The sequence below is a fragment of the Aeromonas bestiarum genome (assembly GCF_000819745.1).
GTDB lineage: Bacteria > Pseudomonadota > Gammaproteobacteria > Enterobacterales > Aeromonadaceae > Aeromonas > Aeromonas bestiarum.
In genome coordinates this window covers 107,477-124,177 of the sequence record NZ_CDDA01000005.1, presented here as the reverse complement: position 1 = coordinate 124,177, position 16,701 = coordinate 107,477, and the positions used below count along the sequence as shown (strand labels likewise).

General features: G+C 60.5%; 15 protein-coding genes. 4 read left to right on the top strand and 11 right to left on the bottom strand.

Annotated elements, in window-relative coordinates:
- Nucleotides 1–64 precede the first annotated feature (64 nt).
- The 11 genes from pseC to BN1118_RS01240 all read right to left on the bottom strand — a co-directional run bounded on the left by pseC (nt 65) and on the right by BN1118_RS01240 (nt 10,957).
- Nucleotides 65–1,198, bottom strand: coding sequence for a UDP-4-amino-4,6-dideoxy-N-acetyl-beta-L-altrosamine transaminase (gene pseC, locus BN1118_RS01290; RefSeq protein WP_043142848.1), 1,134 nt, complete (start codon nt 1,196–1,198; stop codon nt 65–67).
- Nucleotides 1,195–2,199: a UDP-N-acetylglucosamine 4,6-dehydratase (inverting) gene (gene pseB, locus BN1118_RS01285; protein WP_043142845.1), complete on the bottom strand. Its 1,005-nt coding sequence runs from the start codon at nt 2,197–2,199 to the stop codon at nt 1,195–1,197. The genes pseC and pseB overlap by 4 nt, the downstream gene beginning before the upstream one ends.
- Nucleotides 2,200–2,420: 221 nt before the next feature.
- Entirely contained in the window at nt 2,421–4,250 is a 1,830-nt protein-coding gene (gene malZ / locus BN1118_RS01280) for a maltodextrin glucosidase (RefSeq protein ID WP_043142843.1), read from the bottom strand.
- A gap of 5 nt (nt 4,251–4,255) precedes the next feature.
- Nucleotides 4,256–5,104, bottom strand: coding sequence for an HDOD domain-containing protein (locus tag BN1118_RS01275; RefSeq protein ID WP_043142842.1), 849 nt, complete (start codon nt 5,102–5,104; stop codon nt 4,256–4,258).
- 70 nt (nt 5,105–5,174) lie between these two features.
- On the bottom strand, nt 5,175–5,594 hold the full coding sequence (locus BN1118_RS01270) for an META domain-containing protein (protein ID WP_043142840.1): 420 nt from the start codon (nt 5,592–5,594) through the stop codon (nt 5,175–5,177).
- Nucleotides 5,595–5,782: 188 nt separating this feature from the next.
- On the bottom strand, nt 5,783–7,144 hold the full coding sequence (gene yegD, locus BN1118_RS01265; protein WP_043142837.1) for a molecular chaperone: 1,362 nt from the start codon (nt 7,142–7,144) through the stop codon (nt 5,783–5,785).
- A gap of 178 nt (nt 7,145–7,322) precedes the next feature.
- Nucleotides 7,323–8,312: a 2-hydroxyacid dehydrogenase gene (locus tag BN1118_RS01260; protein WP_043142834.1), complete on the bottom strand. Its 990-nt coding sequence runs from the start codon at nt 8,310–8,312 to the stop codon at nt 7,323–7,325.
- Nucleotides 8,313–8,389: 77 nt separating this feature from the next.
- Entirely contained in the window at nt 8,390–8,881 is a 492-nt protein-coding gene (locus BN1118_RS01255; protein ID WP_043554211.1) for a CreA family protein, read from the bottom strand.
- Between the two features lie 21 nt (nt 8,882–8,902).
- Nucleotides 8,903–9,349: an Mpo1 family 2-hydroxy fatty acid dioxygenase gene (locus BN1118_RS01250; protein ID WP_043554210.1), complete on the bottom strand. Its 447-nt coding sequence runs from the start codon at nt 9,347–9,349 to the stop codon at nt 8,903–8,905.
- Nucleotides 9,350–9,530: 181 nt separating this feature from the next.
- Entirely contained in the window at nt 9,531–10,385 is an 855-nt protein-coding gene (locus BN1118_RS01245; protein ID WP_043554209.1) for a type 2 periplasmic-binding domain-containing protein, read from the bottom strand.
- Between the two features lie 185 nt (nt 10,386–10,570).
- Nucleotides 10,571–10,957, bottom strand: a complete 387-nt coding sequence (locus BN1118_RS01240; protein WP_043554208.1) for a TraR/DksA family transcriptional regulator — start codon at nt 10,955–10,957, stop codon at nt 10,571–10,573.
- 467 nt (nt 10,958–11,424) lie between these two features.
- Here BN1118_RS01240 and BN1118_RS01235 point away from each other — a divergent pair, with 467 nt between their 5' ends.
- The 4 genes from BN1118_RS01235 (at nt 11,425) to BN1118_RS01220 (ending at nt 16,647) form a co-directional block, all read left to right on the top strand.
- A complete protein-coding gene (locus tag BN1118_RS01235; protein ID WP_043142823.1) occupies nt 11,425–12,756 on the top strand; it encodes a glutamine synthetase family protein in 1,332 nt (443 codons plus the stop codon).
- 174 nt (nt 12,757–12,930) lie between these two features.
- Nucleotides 12,931–14,292 (top strand): aspartate aminotransferase family protein, encoded by a 1,362-nt coding sequence (locus tag BN1118_RS01230; RefSeq protein WP_043142820.1) that lies wholly within the window; start codon nt 12,931–12,933, stop codon nt 14,290–14,292.
- Nucleotides 14,293–14,346: 54 nt separating this feature from the next.
- Nucleotides 14,347–15,444 (top strand): polyamine ABC transporter substrate-binding protein, encoded by a 1,098-nt coding sequence (locus BN1118_RS01225; RefSeq protein ID WP_043142817.1) that lies wholly within the window; start codon nt 14,347–14,349, stop codon nt 15,442–15,444.
- Nucleotides 15,445–15,585: 141 nt separating this feature from the next.
- Entirely contained in the window at nt 15,586–16,647 is a 1,062-nt protein-coding gene (locus BN1118_RS01220) for a polyamine ABC transporter substrate-binding protein (protein ID WP_241279475.1), read from the top strand.
- Nucleotides 16,648–16,701: the final 54 nt, after the last annotated feature.

Here is a 16,701-nt window from a genome sequence, read left to right as displayed (position 1 = left end):
TCATCATGGATATCGAGAATTTGCATCTATCTATGTGTGTAGAAGCTGACTTTGTGTACATGCGTCAAGAATTTTTCGACACAAATGTCAATATGTGATCTTGCTCTGTGAGCGTCAGATGTGGGAAAAGCGGGAGAGTGATCGCACCTGAATAGCTAGATTCTCCCATCGGGAGGATTGGATGATGGCCTTGTTGTTGCCAAGGTTGACGATAGATAGGAATGTAGTGGACATTGGCGCCTATGCCATTTTCGCGCAGTCGCTGGAACAGGGCGTGGCGCTGTTCGGGTGCTACATGGTGTACATACAGGTGAAAGGCACTGCGCCGCTCCGCACTGAAATAACGGGGCAGACGTTCGGGGGCCAATGCTTCAAAGTAACGATGGGCAATTTCGCCACGCTTGGCGATCCAGGCTTCAAGATTGCTCATCTGACTCAACCCCAGCGCCGCCTGGATATCTGTCATCCGGTAGTTGAAACCCAGCATCTGCTGCTCGTAGTACCAGGGCCCGTCCGGTTCGTTGATGAAGTCTTCCGGTTCACGGGTGATGCCGTGGCTGCGCAGCATGCTCATGGTCTTGGCGAGAGCGGGATCATTGGTCATGGCCATGCCGCCTTCACCCGTGGTGATGATCTTCACCGGGTGGAAACTGAAGACGGTAATGTCGCTGTAGCGGCCATTGCCGGTCGGTTCGCCGTGATAGCGGGCGCCGAGGGCGTGGCAGGCATCTTCTATGATGCGAAACCCGTACTCCTGGCCCAGACGGTGGATCTCTTTCATATCGCAGGGCAAGCCGGCGAAGTGTACCGGAATGACCACCTTGGGCAGGCGTCCTTGCGCCTTGGCGACAATCAGCTTGCGCTCCAGCTCCAGTGCGCACATGTTGCCGGTATCCGGCTCTATGTCGACGAAGTCGACCTGAGCACCGCAATAGAGCGCACAATTGGCCGAGGCGACGAAGCTGATGGGGGAGGTCCATACCCAGTCTCCCTGGCCAACACCCAGCGCCAGGCAGGCGATGTGCAAGGCGGCCGTGCCCGAATTGACCGCTACCCCGAAGCGGGCACCGCAGTAATCTGCCACGGTTTGCTCGAAACGGGGGATGACCGGGCCCTGCGTCAGAAAGTCCGACCTCAACACTTCGACTACCGCCTCGATATCCGCCTCGCTGATCGACTGCCTGCCGTACGGGATCATTCCATTACCACCTTGTCATTCAACTCTTTCAGTTGTGCCACCGTCAGGAAGTCGCCGTTGTTGCGTGAGTTGTACTCGAATCCCTGTTCGACCATGCATCCCTTCTCGCCTGTCGCAGTGACCGAGAAGTCATTGTTGCGATTGTTGAAGTTGATGGTGGGGCCGATGATGAAGAAGTCGTCGAACTCGAAGGTATGATAGGAGTCGTCACAGGGGCACATCACCTCATGCAGCTTCTCGCCTGGGCGAATGCCGATAATTTCCTGGGTCAGCTGGGGTGCCATGGCGGTAGCCAGGTCGGTGATCCGCACCGAAGGCAGCTTGGGCACGAAGATCTCGCCCCCTTTCATGCGCGGGAAGTTGTTCATCACAAAATCCACCCCCTGTTGCAGGGTGATCCAGAAGCGGGTCATCTCGGCATGGGTGATGGGAAGCGTGCCGGCGCCCTGGTCGATCCGTTTCTGGAAGAAGGGAACGACTGACCCACGCGAACCCACCACATTGCCGTAGCGCACGACCGCGAAGCGGGTTGGATCCTGACCTGCGATGTTGTTGGCCGCCACAAACAGCTTGTCGGAAGCCAGTTTGGTGGCGCCATACAGGTTGATGGGATTGGCGGCCTTGTCGGTGGAGAGGGCGATCACCTTCTTGACCTGATTGAGCAGGGCGGCCTGGATGACGTTTTCTGCCCCATGGATGTTGGTCTTGATACACTCCATGGGGTTGTATTCGGCGGCAGGCACCTGCTTGAGCGCGGCCGCGTGCACGACGTAATCGACGCCGCGCATCGCCATGTTCAGGCGGTTGGCATCCCGCACATCGCCGATGAAATAACGCATGCAGGGTTCGTTGAACTCCTGCTGCATCTCGAACTGTTTCAGTTCATCGCGGGAGTAGATGATGAGCCGTTTCGGCTTGTGGCGTTCCAGCACTGTCTTGACCAGCATCTTGCCAAACGAGCCAGTGCCGCCGGTAATCAATAGGGTTTTATTGTCGAACATGACGGATTCTCGCTAGTGATGCCAAGAGGCAAGCAATAAATGTGCCTTGAGCCAGTTTAGCCGAAAAGAGCTGAACGCAGTTCTGCATGATGCCAGTATTATTCCACTCTGCGGGAAGTAACTAGATGATTCATAGAGAAATCCAACCCAGCTCAAACAACTTTATGCGATTTTTGATGCTTTAACAAAAAGCGAAACACCCGGTTCCGCTTTTTTGACGCCTAGCTGGAGAGCAGCACCCTGGCCGAGTTGGCGGGTATGGTCAGTTGTACCTGTCCCTGCACCACTTCGTACTTGTCGCCGTTGAAGGCATCGGTGAAGCGGCTGGCGGGGCTGGCGGTCTGCCACAGGGGCAGCTTGATAGTGCGCGGTTCGGTCGGATGACGGTTGCAGGCCACCACCACCTGATCGCTTTGCAGGGTGCGGGCGAACACATAGCTGTGCGGGCCGGCGTAGAGGGTCTGGATGTCGCCACGGCGCAGGGCTGGCCGCTGCTTGCGGATCTGGATCAGCCGGCGGTAGTGATCGTGCAGCACGTGATCCCAGGCCGTGGTTTCCCAGGGGAAGCAGCGACGGCAATCCGGGTCATTGCCACCCGAGAGCCCCACCTCGTCACCGTAGTAGATGGATGGCACGCCTATGTAGGTGAGCAGCAGGGTGGCGGCCAGGGTCATGCGCTGTTTGTCTTCGCCCAGCAGGTGGAGGAAGCGGGCGGTATCGTGGCTGTCCAGCAGGTTGAACTGGGCCAGCTGGTTCTTGAACGGGATATGGGCCCGCGCCAGCTTGAGCCAGCGATCCAGCTCGTCGGCGCTGATCCTGATGGGGTGATAGGCGATGTCCTGCCCGGTCAGGAAGGCGCGGATCGGGTGGGCGAAGCCATAGTAGTTCATGGCGCCATCTTCCTGATCCCCCTGCAGCCACTGGCTCGCCTCGAAGAAGTGCTCGCCGAGCACATAGGCGTCCGGGTTCTCCTGTTTCACCGCGCCGCGAATGGCGCGCACATGGCCGCGATTGCCCTCGGCAGTGCCCCGCTCCCCCAGCATGTGGATGACGTCGAAGCGCCAGCCGTCGATCTGATAGGGCGCCCGCATCCAGTAACGGAGGATGGCGTCGTCAGCCCGGTAGACGGCGTCTTGCACCTGTTCGCTGGCAAAGTCCAGCTTGGGCAGGCTGCGAATGCCCTTCCAGCTGACGTAGTCCCCTTCGTTGTCAAAGGTGTAGAAGCTGCGCCACGGCGAGTCCGGGTTGCTCTGGGCCCCCTGTGGCGGGCAGAACCAGGGGTGCTGGGTCGAGGTGTGGTTGACCACGGCATCCAGGATGATCTTCATGCCACGCTGGTGCAGGTTGCGGGTCAGCTCGGCGAACTGCGCGTTGCTGCCGAGGTGTGCGTCCACCTTGAAGTAGTCCTGGGTATCGTACTTGTGATTGCTCGGCGAGTCGAAGATGGGGTTGAGGTAGAGGGCCGTGACCCCGAGGGATTGCAGGTAGTGCAGCTTGGCATCTATGCCCGCCAGATCCCCGCCGTAAAATTCACAGGCACCGTGTCCCTCTTCGTGACGGCTGACCGGCTCGCCCCACGCCTTGCTGATGACCGCCTTGCCTCTGTACTCATATTCGTGATGCTTGACGCTGAGCGAGGGATCGCCGTTGCAGAAGCGGTCGGGGAAGATCTGGTAGAACACCTGATCCTGCACCCAGGCCGGCGGCTGATGCAGGCTGTTGAAGCGAAAGTGTTGCTCCCGTGGCGGCATGGCCGGGCTGACGCCGGCACCGTGCAGCCACCACTGCTCCTCGTCGGTCAGGCACTTGAAGCAGTAGAGGTGGATATCCTGTCCCTTGGCCAGCGGCAGGGTCGCCTGCCACACCTGCAACCTGTCCCGGGTCGAGACGGGGCGCATGGCCACCAGATACTCCTCGTTGTCCGGTTCGTGGCGTAGCCACACCTCTCGGATCGGGGCATCCAGCGCGCTGAACAGGGTGAGTTGCAGGGTGTCGACGCTCTCTTTGAACCAGGGCGTCACCTGGGGATGAAACAGAAATGGATGGGTCATGATGCTTATTGAGTCAGAAGGTCGGCGAGGGCATTACCCTGTTCGTGAAGCGTTTCGAGCTGGCCTGCCAGTGACTTGGGATCCAGCCCCAGCTGATCGGCGAGCGGCTTGGGGAAGCGGGCTATGATGGCCTGGACGGGCACGCCCGCATTCCAGGCGAAGGAGATGAAGACGGCGAGCCGGATCAGCACCGCCTCCTTGCTGACCGGATCGTGGGAGAGGGGATCCAGCTGCTGGGAGATGGCATCGACGAAGGCTTCCGACAGGTTCCAGCGCCGCGCCAGCTCGGCGCCGAGCTGGGCATAGTCGTAGCCCAGCATCTCCCGCTGGGCCTCGACCCGGCTGCTGCCCTTCTGGATAGCCATGTTGATGAGCTCGGCCTCTTCCGGCAGGGTGCTCTGGATGAGCAGCTCACCTATGTTGTGGATCAGGGCGCAGGTGAAGGCGGTCTCGGGATCGAGCACCTTGGCCTCCTGGGCCAGCGTCTTGGCTATGGTGGCGACCTGGAAGGTCTCGGTCCAGAACTTGTTCTTGTCGAAGCTGGGGGGGGCCTTGAAGCTGCCTATGATGCCGGAGGCGACCACCACGGAGCGCAGCCGGTTGAAACCGAGGCGGATCACCGCCTGTTCGATGGAGGTGACCTCATTGCCACGGCGCAGGGCGGCCGAGTTGGCCATGCGCAGCACCTTGACACTGATCACCTGATCCATGGCGATCTTGGCCGCGATCTGGTCGATGCGGGCGTTTTCATCGTTGAAGCTCTGCATCAACTCATGCAGCAGCTGCGGGATAGTGGGGAGTTGTTTGATCTTGTCAAACAGACGATCCATCGACATGGCTGAGACAGCCTCCATTGCGAGCACTGCCTCATAGTGTGCCACAGGCGGGACACATGTTCCTGTTTGTGATGCCGGTTTGTGAGCGCTAGTGCACCCAGTCCCGCAGCTGGTATTCCAAACGGTGCCGTTTCCCTTCCAGGATCAGGGTCTGGGTGGTGCCGCTCAGGGTGGCCCCTTCGGTCAGGGTGGTGATGACGGCCTGCTCTATGGCCTCGAGCCGTGCCTGACAGGCCATCTCTGTGCTGCCCAGGCTGGTGACCCAGAATCTGTCGCCCTCGAGGTGTCCCTGGCCAAAGTAGCGATTGCAGCCGGCGATGCCATTGACGGTGAAGTGCTCACCTATCTCGAAATCGGGCGGGTTGTCGCGAGAGGCCGTGATGGCCTGGCCATCCAGCTTGTCGAGCACCCAGTGATGGTGCTGCAACTCTTGCGGGACGAACGAGGGTGTACTGCTACAGGCGCTGAGCAGGATCAGGGCGAGCAACAGTAGCAAGAATCTGGGCATGGAAGGGCTCCAATAGTGGGAGCGACAAGCATACCTGCTGCGCAGCCCTCGGGGCAGGGCGAGGGGGGCCGCCCCCGACCGCTTCTGTCGCCCTGCTGGTCAGCCCTGTGTCGTTAAATGGCAACACTGGCGGGTTGGCGGGACACGTTCGATACCAAAAAGACGACAGGAACCCTTATCGCTCCGTATCAGCGGTTGAACAGCCGCTCGGCGTAACGGGCCAGCCCTGCGGCGACCGAGCCGAAGTCATCGCCACCCTCAAGCGGAATCGTGGGCAACTTCTGACGAATGAAGGCGGCGATGAGCGGCGACTTGGCGCTGCCGCCGGTGACGAAGATGCGGTCTGGCTGTATACCCGCGGCGGCGATGGCTTGGTCCATCAGCTCGCCAATCTTCTCCAGCAGCAGGGCCGAGGCGTTGGCCAGCTGCTCGCGATTGAGCTCAGCCTCCAGTCCCTTCTCCAGCTCGCTCAGAGACTGATGATTCGATTCCTGCTCCGAGAGGGCGATCTTGCCCTGCTCGGCGCGCCATACCAGCTGATGGCTCAGCTTGTGGGCGCGCAGATTGGCGAGGCGACCCAGCTTGCTGCCTGGCTGGCTGTCGAGCTGCAGATCCTGCAACTGACGGGCGGTATCCAGGCTGTAGAAGCGGCCCTGGGCGCTGACGTCGTTGATGGCGGCCGCATCCCAGAACAGGGGGTGGGGCAGTGGCTTGCCGGTCTTGAGGGTCTCGTGCATGCCGAGCAGCGGCATCATGCCTTCCACCGTCAGCCGGATGTCGAAGTCGTTGCCGCCGATGCGCTGGCCGCTGTGGCCGAGCAGATCGCCGCTGCGATCCAGCTGGTCGCGATGGCTCGGGCCCATGCGCAGCATGGAGCAGTCCGTGGTGCCGCCGCCGATGTCCACCACCAGCACGACCGCATCCTCGTCGAGGCGCGCCTCGAATTCGAAACCGGCCGCTACGGGTTCATAGAGGAACTCCACCTGCTCGAACCCGGCCAGACGGGCCGCCTCGGTCAGGATGGCGATGGCCTGGCTGTTGCTCTCCTCCCCGGCCAGCCCCTGGAAGTTGACCGGGCGACCGATCACAGCTTGGCGGATCGGGGCGCCAAGCTGCTGCTCCGCCTCGCGGCGTACGTGCAGCATCATGGCGCAGACTATGTCTTCGAACAGCGCTATCTGGGGGGCCTTGAGGCCGTAGGCGCCGAGGAAGGATTTCGGCGACTTGATGTAGTAGCCGTCGTCCGGCTCCTCCAGATAGCGTTCCAGCGCTGCGGCGCCGAAGCTGAGCTCGTCGATCAGCCCCTCTTCCCGCATCTGGCGGCGCACGGCCTGGGCCCGGGTGACGACGGGGCCGCGCAGCTTAAGGTATTCCGCCTGCTGGGCAGGGGCCAGCCCTTCGGCCAGCAGGCCGGCGATGGCCTCTCTGTGGGGGGCGTGCAGCGTGGAGGGGAGATAGCGGGAACCGCACAGGGTCAGCAGCCTGGGGCTGCCTTGTTCCATCACGGCGACGGCACAGTTGGAGGTACCGTAATCAAATCCGATAAACATGGGCAGCCAGACTCCTGAATAAAAAAGGGCTGGTAGCCTACCCGATGGCGTCGGGTCTCACAACCCGGCGCCATGGTTATTGCGGCCGCAGGGGAGAATTGCATGATGAAGAGCGGGTCTGTGTACAAAACAGAGGGAGTGGCTCCCTCTGTCGTTCATGGCTGCGGGTGCAAGAGGATTACTCCACCTCGTTGTCGCTATGGCCCTGGTTCTCGATGGCCTTGAGGTTGCCGAGGGTGGTATCGGCGATGGCGTGCAGCGCCTCGCGGGTCAGGAAGGCCTGATGGCCGGTAAACAGCACGTTGTGGCAGGCAGACAGGCGGCGGAACACGTCATCCGTGATCACCTCGTTGGACTTGTCGGAGAAGAAGAGGTCTTCCTCTTCCTCGTAGACATCCAGCCCCAGCGCACCGATGCGGGAGGTCTTGAGCGCCTCGATGGCGGCGTTGGAGTCGAGCAGGCCGCCCCGGCTGGTGTTGATGATCATCACACCATCCTTCATCTTGGCGAACGCCTCCTTGTTCAGCAGGTGGTAGTTCTCCTTGAACAGCGGACAGTGCAGGCTGATGACGTCGGACTGGCGGAACAGGGTGTCGAGATCCACGTATTCGGCCCCCAGCTCGATGGCCGCCTGATTCGGATAGGGGTCACTCACCAGCAGCCGCATGCCGAAACCCTTGAGGATGCGCAGGGTGGCGATGCCGATCTTGCCGGTGCCGATAATGCCGGCGGTGCGGCCGTGCATGTTGAAGCCGACCAGGCCTTCCAGCGAGAAGTTGGCATCGCGGGTGCGCTGATAGGCCTTATGGATGCGGCGGTTGAGGGTCATCATCAGCCCCACCGCGTGTTCGGCGACGGCTTCGGGGGAGTAGGCGGGCACCCGCACCACTTTCAGCCCCAGTTCCTTGGCGGCGACCAGATCCACGTTGTTGTAACCGGCGCAGCGCAGAGCGATCACCCTGGTGCCGTTGGCGGCCAGTTCGGTCAGCACCTCCCGATCGGCATCGTCATTGACGAACAGGCACACCACGGGGAAGCCGTGGGCCAGCCGGGCTGTCTTGGCCTCCAGCCGCACGTCGAAGAACTCCAGCTCGTAGCCGTACTGGCTGTTGGCCTGATTGAAGTGATCCTTGTCGTAGCTCTTGGTACTGAAAACGGCGACTTTCATGGTGCGCTCTCCGCAAATAATGATGTAGTTAAATTACAACAAATAAGGCGCTTCATCACGGCTTAAATGGCGGCTTCTCAGCCCCACGGCATGATGGGAACCGCGCTAACCGCGCTTTTATACGAGCCATCCACCAATTTGGTGCTATAGGTCAGATAGACAAGTGCCTTGCGCTTTTCGTCGTAAAAACGCACCACTTTCTGCTCCTTGAACACCAGTGAGGTGCTGACGTCGAACACCTCTTCCCCCGCCTTCAACTTGGCAGGCAGTGTGATGGGGCCAATCTGGTGGCACGACAGTGAGGCGTGAGAGGGGTCTTCCGCCAGCCCAAGCCCGCCTTTGACGCCGCCGGTCTTGGGACGTGCCAGGTAGCAGGCGACGCCCGTGATGCGGGGGTCGTCGAACGCCTCCACCAGGATCTTGTGGTTGGGGCCCACCAGCTTGAAGGCGGTGCTCACCTCACCTATGGGATCGGCCTTGTCGGCCAGCGCCGGGCCGGCAAGCAGGGCCCCCAGCAGCAGGGGCAGGGCAGGACGTAGCCTGTTACTGAGCGTGTGGCTGTATGACATTGTCTCTCCTGTTGGGCTCCCTCAGTAGGGTATGCCCAGACGACGATAGAGGCTGGCCAGCACCCAGGCGGGGCCGATCAGCAGAAATTGCAGGTCGGCGAGGAAGGAGGGGCGTTTGCCCTCGATCCTGTGACCGACGAACTGGGCTATCCAGAGCAGCCCGAAACCCACCAGGGCGGGCCACAGCAGCGGCCCCTGCCACTGGTAACAGCCCCACAGTCCCAGCGCGGTCAGCACCGCCATCCCCACAAACAGGGGGAACGACAGCCGCAGATAGAAGGCCAGCACAGGGATGGCCACCAGTGCCGCCCAGTTGAGCGAGGGCGGCAGCGGGCCGGCCGGCAGACACCAGAGCAGCGCCAGCGAGCAGAGGTAGATGCCGGGCACGGCCAGCTTGTGGATCGCCACATTGACGGGGTGCTGGTGGCTCTGGCCGTAGTCGCTGAACCATTCATCGAGTCGTTTCATGGCACCTCCCTGGTGCTGCGGGTTGGAACCTCTGCTGGCTGGCGTGTCCCTGGCCAGCCCTGCCATCGCCTCTGCGTTTTTCTGCCCGGGCTGCTTGAGCTATGTCACTGCGCCGGGTAATCCCAATGCAGAGGCCGGGGATCCATACTGCGGTGGATAATCCCCACGGCCCCGGAGCCCATTATTGGGGGGGATAATCCCAATATTGGGCCGGAATACTCCTGAGCAAGGGGGTCATGTCCGGATTGGGCAGCGAAATGGTGACCCGCTGGTTCAGATTGGCGCTGGCGAGGGCCTCACGGATCTTGGGGTTCTCCCGGAAGAAGGTCATGAAGCTGCCATCGGCATATGCTCGTTCCAGTCCGGTCTGGATCGCCTTGGCCAGCTTGGGAGACTCGGGGCTGACGAAGAAGAACTCGGCAAAGGGATAGCGGATCAGCAGGTGCTGATCTATCACCAGGTTGGGGTATTGCGCCACCAGTTCGCTGCGTTCGGCGAAGATCTCCACCAGATTGCGCGGGAAGAAGTCGAGCTTGTCACCGTCGTTGATCAGGCGAAACAGGTTGCTGTAGCGCCCGGAATAGGTGGGAATGCCGGCATTTTCCAGGATCTTGTTGTCGGCCCAGCCAACCCCCTGGGCCGCCTTCAGTCGCTTGAGATCGGCCAGCGAGTTGACCTGATTGAACTTCTCCTGGGCATCGCTGTGGATGAAGGAGAGGCGCAGCCCTTCCAGACCGCGAAACAGCGGGATCGGCACGGCGATGAGGGAAGATTCAAGTGCGCTGGAGGTGCCCATCCAGAACACATTGATGGTTTGGCCCTTGCCCAGCTGTTGCTGCAGGCTGTACTGGTTGAGGTTGAGCTCCACCTGCTGGATGCGAAATGGCTGTCCGGAGCGGGTCAGCGCCAGTTCCAGCAGCTTGAGCTGGTATTCCTTGTCGAGATCGTTGATCGGTCGGCTGGGGACCTTGACCGTGAGGGTCTGTGCTTGTGCCAGCAACGGCAGACACAAGCACAGTTTGAGGAACCATTTCACTCTCTGCTCTCCTGTAGATTCCGGGCTTGCCCGGAGTCTAACAGAAGTTGTCACTGTCTTGTGCGACGCCGTGATCTGGGCTCATGTGCAGCTTTTGGTCCGCATTTATCAACATAAACGCCGGTTCCTGCGCTGTACCTTGCCGACGACTTATCGCGACCGGCCAGTGACGGCTCTTCGCAGGATCAGGCGACGCGACGATACACGTGGGTATCGTTGAACTCCTTGGTACTCTGGCATTCGACGCAGAAGCGGGACTCAGGTCGAGCCTGCAGTCGCTTGAGGGAGATCTCGTCACCGCAGGATTCGCAGTAACCGAACTCTCCTTCGTCGATACGCTTCAACGCCCCTCTCAGCTTGCGCAGATGCAGCTTGTCATGCTCGATGCGGTTCAGCTCCAGACGACGGGCTTCCTCGATACTGGCACGGTCAATTTCATCTGCCATCTCGTTGGTATCGGTGGCGATGGCCTGGCTGGCCTGGGAGTTGAGGCGATCCTCGAGTTCGAGGATTTGGCGCTCGATCTGCCCCTTGTAAAAGGCCAGTTGGTCTTTAGTCATGAAATCACACATACGGTTTACTACCAGTCAGTTACTAACCCAATTATCCCTGTTTATGGGGGCTGTCTGCCTGCAGACCAAGCCCTGTGTCCTGCATTTGCACCAAATCCAAGCAGGAGAGTGCAAATCAGGGCGGGCCTTGTACCAAAAAAATGCAGGCATGCAAAGCAAATAGGGCAAGGATTGTGCGCCCTTGCAAAAAAATGACCCGATTCGGACAGGGTCTGACTGAGAACATGGGGGATCAGGCCCCCTCGTTGGCACCGGGATTGCAGTGAGCTTTGAGGGGGTCTGGGTGTTTAGTATTTGGTGCCGCAATGGTCATTATATGCACCGTTATTTATAGTTTTTTAAACACCACCGCTTGACATTGGCCATAACGGCGGGCTTTTATGGTGGTGTTGATTACAATTTGATAACAAGGGTGTTCCATATATTAGACACCCTTGCCAATGGCAATCGTAAAGTCGGGGTTTAACATGGACAGTATCAAGGGCTGGATGGAGAGCAATCGCATCACGGAAGTGGAGTGCCTGTTTCCGGATTTCACCGGTAATGCCCGAGGCAAGATCATTCCAGCCAACAAATTTTTGCGCGAAGGGGGCATGCGGCTGCCCGAGGTCATCTTCACCCAGACGGTGACCGGCGAGTACCCGGATGACGACAGCATGATAGACCCGCTGGAGCGGGACATGCAGCTCTACCCGGACCCCAACACCATTCGTTTCGTGCCCTGGGCGCTGGAGCCGACCGCTCAGGTGATCCACGACTGTTTCGACATCAATGGCAAGCTGATCGACATAGCGCCGCGCTCCGTGCTGCGTCGGGTCTTGTCATTCTATGAGAAACAGGGCTGGAAGCCGGTGGTGGCGCCCGAGCTGGAGTTCTATCTGGTCAAGCGCAACGAAGACCCCGACTATCCGCTGGTGCCGCCCGTTGGCCGCAATGGCCGACCCGAGACGGCCCGCCAGTCGTTCAGTATCGATGCGGTCAACGAATTCGACCCCATCTTCGAGGACATGTACGACTACTGCGAGGCGCAGGAGCTGGAAGTGGACACTCTGATCCACGAATCCGGCGCCGCCCAGATGGAGATCAACTTCCTGCACGGCGATGCCATCGACCTGGCGGATCAGGTGTTCCTGTTCAAGCGCACCATGCGTGAGGCGGCCCACAAGCACGGCATCTACGCCACCTTCATGGCCAAGCCGATGAGCGACGAGCCGGGCTCCGCCATGCACATCCACCAGAGCCTGGAAGATGTGGACGGTCGCAACCTGTTCGGCACGGAAAATGGCGGCAATACCGAGCAGTTCATGCACTTCATCGCGGGGCTGCAGAAGTACACCCCGGCGGTGACCGCCCTGCTGGCACCGAACGTCAACTCCTACCGTCGTCTCACCTTCGGCGAGAGCGCGCCGCGCAACGTGCAGTGGGGGGTGGAAAACCGCACCTGCGGCCTGCGCGTGCCCTTCTCCGAGGCCGGTGCGCGCCGCGTCGAAAACCGCTTCGCCGGCGCCGACGCCAATCCGTATCTGGCCCTGGCCGCCACCCTGGCCTGCGGCTACCTCGGCATGATGGAGAAGCTGGAGCCGCTGCAGGAGATGAAGTCGAGCGCCTATGACCTGCCCTACAGCCTGCCCCGCTCGCTGGAGGAGGCCCTGAGCCACCTGGAACAGTGCGAGCCCATCAAGGAGATGCTGGGTGAGCGCTTCATCCGCGCCTTCGTCGCGGTCAAGCGCAAGGAGTACGAGACCTACTTCGGGGTGATCAGTCGCTGGGAGCGGGAGTTCCTGCTGCTGAACGTGTGATCCGGCTGCGTGCTTGCCACGCGCCGCCCAGAAACGGGGAGGCCGATGACGGCCTCTCCTGCTCATATGGAATCAACACACTGCCCGTGAGTGGCAGTGATAGTGAGCGCGCCAGCCGCCCTCACCGACGGACGAAAGATTCTCGCTTAAATCGAAGGAACCGAGGAGCAAGCAATGAAGCAGACCACACGTGAGTGGCAACAGCTGGATGCCAGCCACCACCTGCACCCCTTTACCGATTTTCAGGCGCTCAACAAGAAGGGCAGCCGCATCATCACCAAGGCCGAAGGTGTCTATCTGGAAGACTCCGAAGGCAAGCGCATTCTGGACGGGATGGCGGGCCTCTGGTGCGTCAACATGGGCTACGGCCGACAGGAGCTGGTGGATGCCGCCACCAAACAGATGCAGCAACTGCCCTACTACAACCTCTTCTTTCAGACCAGCCACCCGCCTGCGGCCGAGCTGGCGACCCTGCTGGCCGAGATCACCCCTTCCCATCTCAATCACGTCTTCTTCACCGGCTCGGGCTCGGAGTGCAACGATACAGTGCTGCGCATGGTGCGCCACTACTGGGCCAGCAAGGGGCAACCGGACAAGCAGGTGATCATCAGTCGCCACAACGCCTACCACGGCTCGACGGTGGCGGGTGCCAGCCTGGGCGGCATGAAGGGCATGCATGCCCAGGGCGGCCTGCCCATTCCCGGCATAGTGCACATCGATCAGCCCTACCACTTCGGTGAGGGGCAGGGGATGAGTGCCCATGAGTTCGGTCTGGAGCGCGCCCGCCAGCTGGAGCAGAAGATACTGGAACTGGGAGTGGACAAGGTCGCCGCCTTCATCGGCGAGCCCATCCAGGGGGCCGGCGGCGTCATCATTCCGCCCGACAGCTACTGGCCCGAGATCCAGCGCATCTGCGATCACTACGGCATCCTGCTCATCGCCGACGAGGTGATCTGCGGTTTCGGTCGTACCGGCCACTGGTTCGCCAGCGAAGGGTTTGGCATCAAGCCGGATCTCATGTGTCTGGCCAAGGGGATCACCTCCGGCTATCTGCCGATGGGGGCTGTGATGGTGGGCGACAGGGTCGCCAAGGTGCTGGTGGAGGAGGGGGGCGAATTCAACCATGGCTTCACCTACTCCGGCCATCCTGTGGCCTGCGCCGTGGCCATCGCCAACATTACGCTTATGCAAAATGAGAGCATAGTTAAGCGAATTCATGATAACATCGGCCCCTATTTGCAGCGCCGCTGGCGCGAATTGGCCGACCATCCGCTGGTGGGCGAAACCCGTGGCAAAGGCCTGGTGGCCGCGCTGGAAATAGTGCAGGACAAACAGACCAACAGCCGCTTCCCGGCTGGGTTGCAGGCCGGTATGACCTGCCGGGAGTTCTGCTTTAACAATGGCTTGGTGATGAGGGCTGTCGGCGATACCATGATCATATCGCCCCCCTTGGTGATCACCGAGGAACAGGTGGATGAATTGGTCAATCTGGCCAGGCTCAGTCTGGATCTGACGGCTGCAAAGCTGAAAGGGTAGGCGAGTGCCTGGCAGGTTGGCTTGCGCATACAATTTGCTTAGGAGACAAGGACTATGTCTTTCAAAACGGGAATGATTGCCGCTTCCGTGGCGCTGGTCATGATGAGTGCCGGGGCGATGGCCGAGGACAAGGTGTTGCACGTCTACAACTGGAGCGACTATATCGCGCCGGATACCCTGGAAAACTTCCAGAAAGAGACGGGCATCAAGGTGGTATACGACGTGTTCGACAGCAACGAGGTGCTGGAAGCCAAGTTGCTGGCGGGCAGCTCGGGCTACGACATAGTCGTGCCGTCCAACCCCTTCCTGGCCAAGCAGATCAAGGCGGGTGTCTTCCAGAAGCTGGACAAGTCCAAGCTCTCCAATTGGCAAAACATGGATGTCGACCTGTTGAAGGCGCTCGAGCCGAGCGATCCGGGCAACCAGTACTCGATCCCTTACCTGTGGGGCACCATTGGCTACGCCTACAACGCCGAGAAGGTGAAAGCCGTGCTGGGCAAGGACGCGCCTGTGGACTCCTGGGATCTGGTGTTCAAACCGGAGAACATGGCCAAGCTGAAGGAGTGTGGCGTCTCCTTCCTCGACTCACCGACCGAAATGCTGCCGGCTGCCCTGCAATATCTGGGCTTCAAACCGGATAGCCAGAAGCCGGATGAGTTGAAGAAGGCAGAGGCGCTGTTCCTCTCCATCCGTCCCTATACCGCCTACTTCCACTCCTCCAAGTACATCTCGGATCTGGCCAACGGCAACCTGTGCGTCGCGGTCGGTTACTCCGGTGACTTGCAGCAGTCCAAGGCGCGGGCGGCGGAGGCCAAGAATGGTGTGGCGCTGACCTACACAATTCCGAAAGAGGGGGCTGGCAGCTTCTTTGACATGCTGGCCATCCCGGCCGATGCCAAGAACGTCGAGGCCGCTCACACCTTCATCAACTATCTGATGAAGCCGGAAGTGATCGCCAGCATCACCAACGTGGTGCAGTTCCCGAACGGCAACAAGGCGGCGACCCCGCTGGTGGATGAGCCTATCCGTACCGACCCGGGTATCTACCCGAACGCGGAGACACTCAAGAAGATCTACACCTTCCCGGATCTGCCGGCCAAGGTGCAGCGTCTGATGACCCGCAGCTGGACCAAGATCAAATCAGGTAAATAAGTGACGAGTGCCCCTCCCGGTCCGCAGTTCGGCCGGGAGGGTGGTGACAACCCGACAGGTTGAACGGCGCGTATGGATGCGCAGCTGGCATACCAAAAAACATGAGGACTGAGATACGTGCACACAACCAAGATAGTGACTATGGCCCTGGCGCTGGGGCTGGCAAACGTGGCCCAGGCCGCCCCTGTGGTTCATTTTTACAACTGGTCCGATTATATCGGCGAGACCACCCTCAGCGACTTCCAGCAGGCAACCGGGATCCAGACCGTCTACGACGTGTTTGATTCCAACGAGACCCTGGAAGGCAAGCTGCTGACCGGACGCACCGGTTACGATCTGGTGGTGCCTTCCAACAATTTCCTGGCCAAACAGATCAAGGCGGGGGCCTTCCAGAAGCTGGATCCTGCCCTGCTGCCCAATCTGGCCAATCTGGATCCCGTGCTGCTCAAGCAGCTCGACAAGGTGGATCCGGGTCATCAGTACGCCGTGCCCTACCTGTGGGGTACCAACGGCATCGGTTACAACGTGGACAAGGTCAAGGCCGTGCTGGGAGTCGACAAGATTGACTCCTGGGCCATGATCTTCGAGCCGGAAAACATGCAGAAGCTGGCCCGCTGTGGTGTTGCCTTCCTCGATTCGGCCGACGAGATGATACCGGCGGCACTCAACTACCTCGGGCTCGACCCCAACAGCCAGGATCCGGCCGATCTCAAGCGTGCCGAGAGCCAGCTGCTCAAGGTGCGGCCGTACGTGGCCTACTTCCACTCCTCCAAGTACATAGGCGATCTGGCCAACGGCGACATCTGCGTCGCGGCCGGCTTCTCCGGTGACATATTGCAGGCGGCGGCCCGTGCCGACGAGGCGGGCAAGGGGATCAAGATTGCCTACAGCATCCCGAAGGAGGGGGGCAACCTCTGGTTCGACATGATGGCGATCCCGACGGATGCCACCAACGTGAAAGAGGCGCACGCCCTGATCAACTACGTACTCCAGCCCGAGGTGATCGCCAAGGTCAGCAACCATGTGGGCTATGCGAATCCCAATGCCAAGGCGGGCGAGTACATGGACGAGAGCGTGCGCAATGACGAGTCCGTCTATCCACCCCAGGCGGTGCTGGAACGGCTGTATGTGCAGCAGGCACATCCCCGTGCGGTGCAGCGTCTGATCACCCGGAGTTGGACCAAGATCAAGTCCGGAACCTAACCTTGGCGCCCATCCTGGGGCGCCAGACTGTTTTATGGATCGGCCCAGGCCGGT

What these genes read in the sequence shown, in the direction of transcription:
- pseC (WP_043142848.1), bottom strand. Translation starts at nt 1,198, where the DNA reads ATGATCCCGTACGGCAGGCAGTCGATCAGCGAGGCGGATATCGAGGCG.
- BN1118_RS01220 (WP_241279475.1), top strand. Translation starts at nt 15,586, where the DNA reads ATGGCCCTGGCGCTGGGGCTGGCAAACGTGGCCCAGGCCGCCCCTGTG.
- BN1118_RS01255 (WP_043554211.1), bottom strand. Translation starts at nt 8,881, where the DNA reads ATGTCATACAGCCACACGCTCAGTAACAGGCTACGTCCTGCCCTGCCC.
- BN1118_RS01225 (WP_043142817.1), top strand. Translation starts at nt 14,347, where the DNA reads ATGTCTTTCAAAACGGGAATGATTGCCGCTTCCGTGGCGCTGGTCATG.
- BN1118_RS01270 (WP_043142840.1), bottom strand. Translation starts at nt 5,594, where the DNA reads ATGCCCAGATTCTTGCTACTGTTGCTCGCCCTGATCCTGCTCAGCGCC.
- BN1118_RS01275 (WP_043142842.1), bottom strand. Translation starts at nt 5,104, where the DNA reads ATGGAGGCTGTCTCAGCCATGTCGATGGATCGTCTGTTTGACAAGATC.
- BN1118_RS01260 (WP_043142834.1), bottom strand. Translation starts at nt 8,312, where the DNA reads ATGAAAGTCGCCGTTTTCAGTACCAAGAGCTACGACAAGGATCACTTC.
- malZ (WP_043142843.1), bottom strand. Translation starts at nt 4,250, where the DNA reads ATGACCCATCCATTTCTGTTTCATCCCCAGGTGACGCCCTGGTTCAAA.
- pseB (WP_043142845.1), bottom strand. Translation starts at nt 2,199, where the DNA reads ATGTTCGACAATAAAACCCTATTGATTACCGGCGGCACTGGCTCGTTT.
- BN1118_RS01240 (WP_043554208.1), bottom strand. Translation starts at nt 10,957, where the DNA reads ATGTGTGATTTCATGACTAAAGACCAACTGGCCTTTTACAAGGGGCAG.
- BN1118_RS01235 (WP_043142823.1), top strand. Translation starts at nt 11,425, where the DNA reads ATGGACAGTATCAAGGGCTGGATGGAGAGCAATCGCATCACGGAAGTG.
- BN1118_RS01230 (WP_043142820.1), top strand. Translation starts at nt 12,931, where the DNA reads ATGAAGCAGACCACACGTGAGTGGCAACAGCTGGATGCCAGCCACCAC.
- BN1118_RS01250 (WP_043554210.1), bottom strand. Translation starts at nt 9,349, where the DNA reads ATGAAACGACTCGATGAATGGTTCAGCGACTACGGCCAGAGCCACCAG.
- yegD (WP_043142837.1), bottom strand. Translation starts at nt 7,144, where the DNA reads ATGTTTATCGGATTTGATTACGGTACCTCCAACTGTGCCGTCGCCGTG.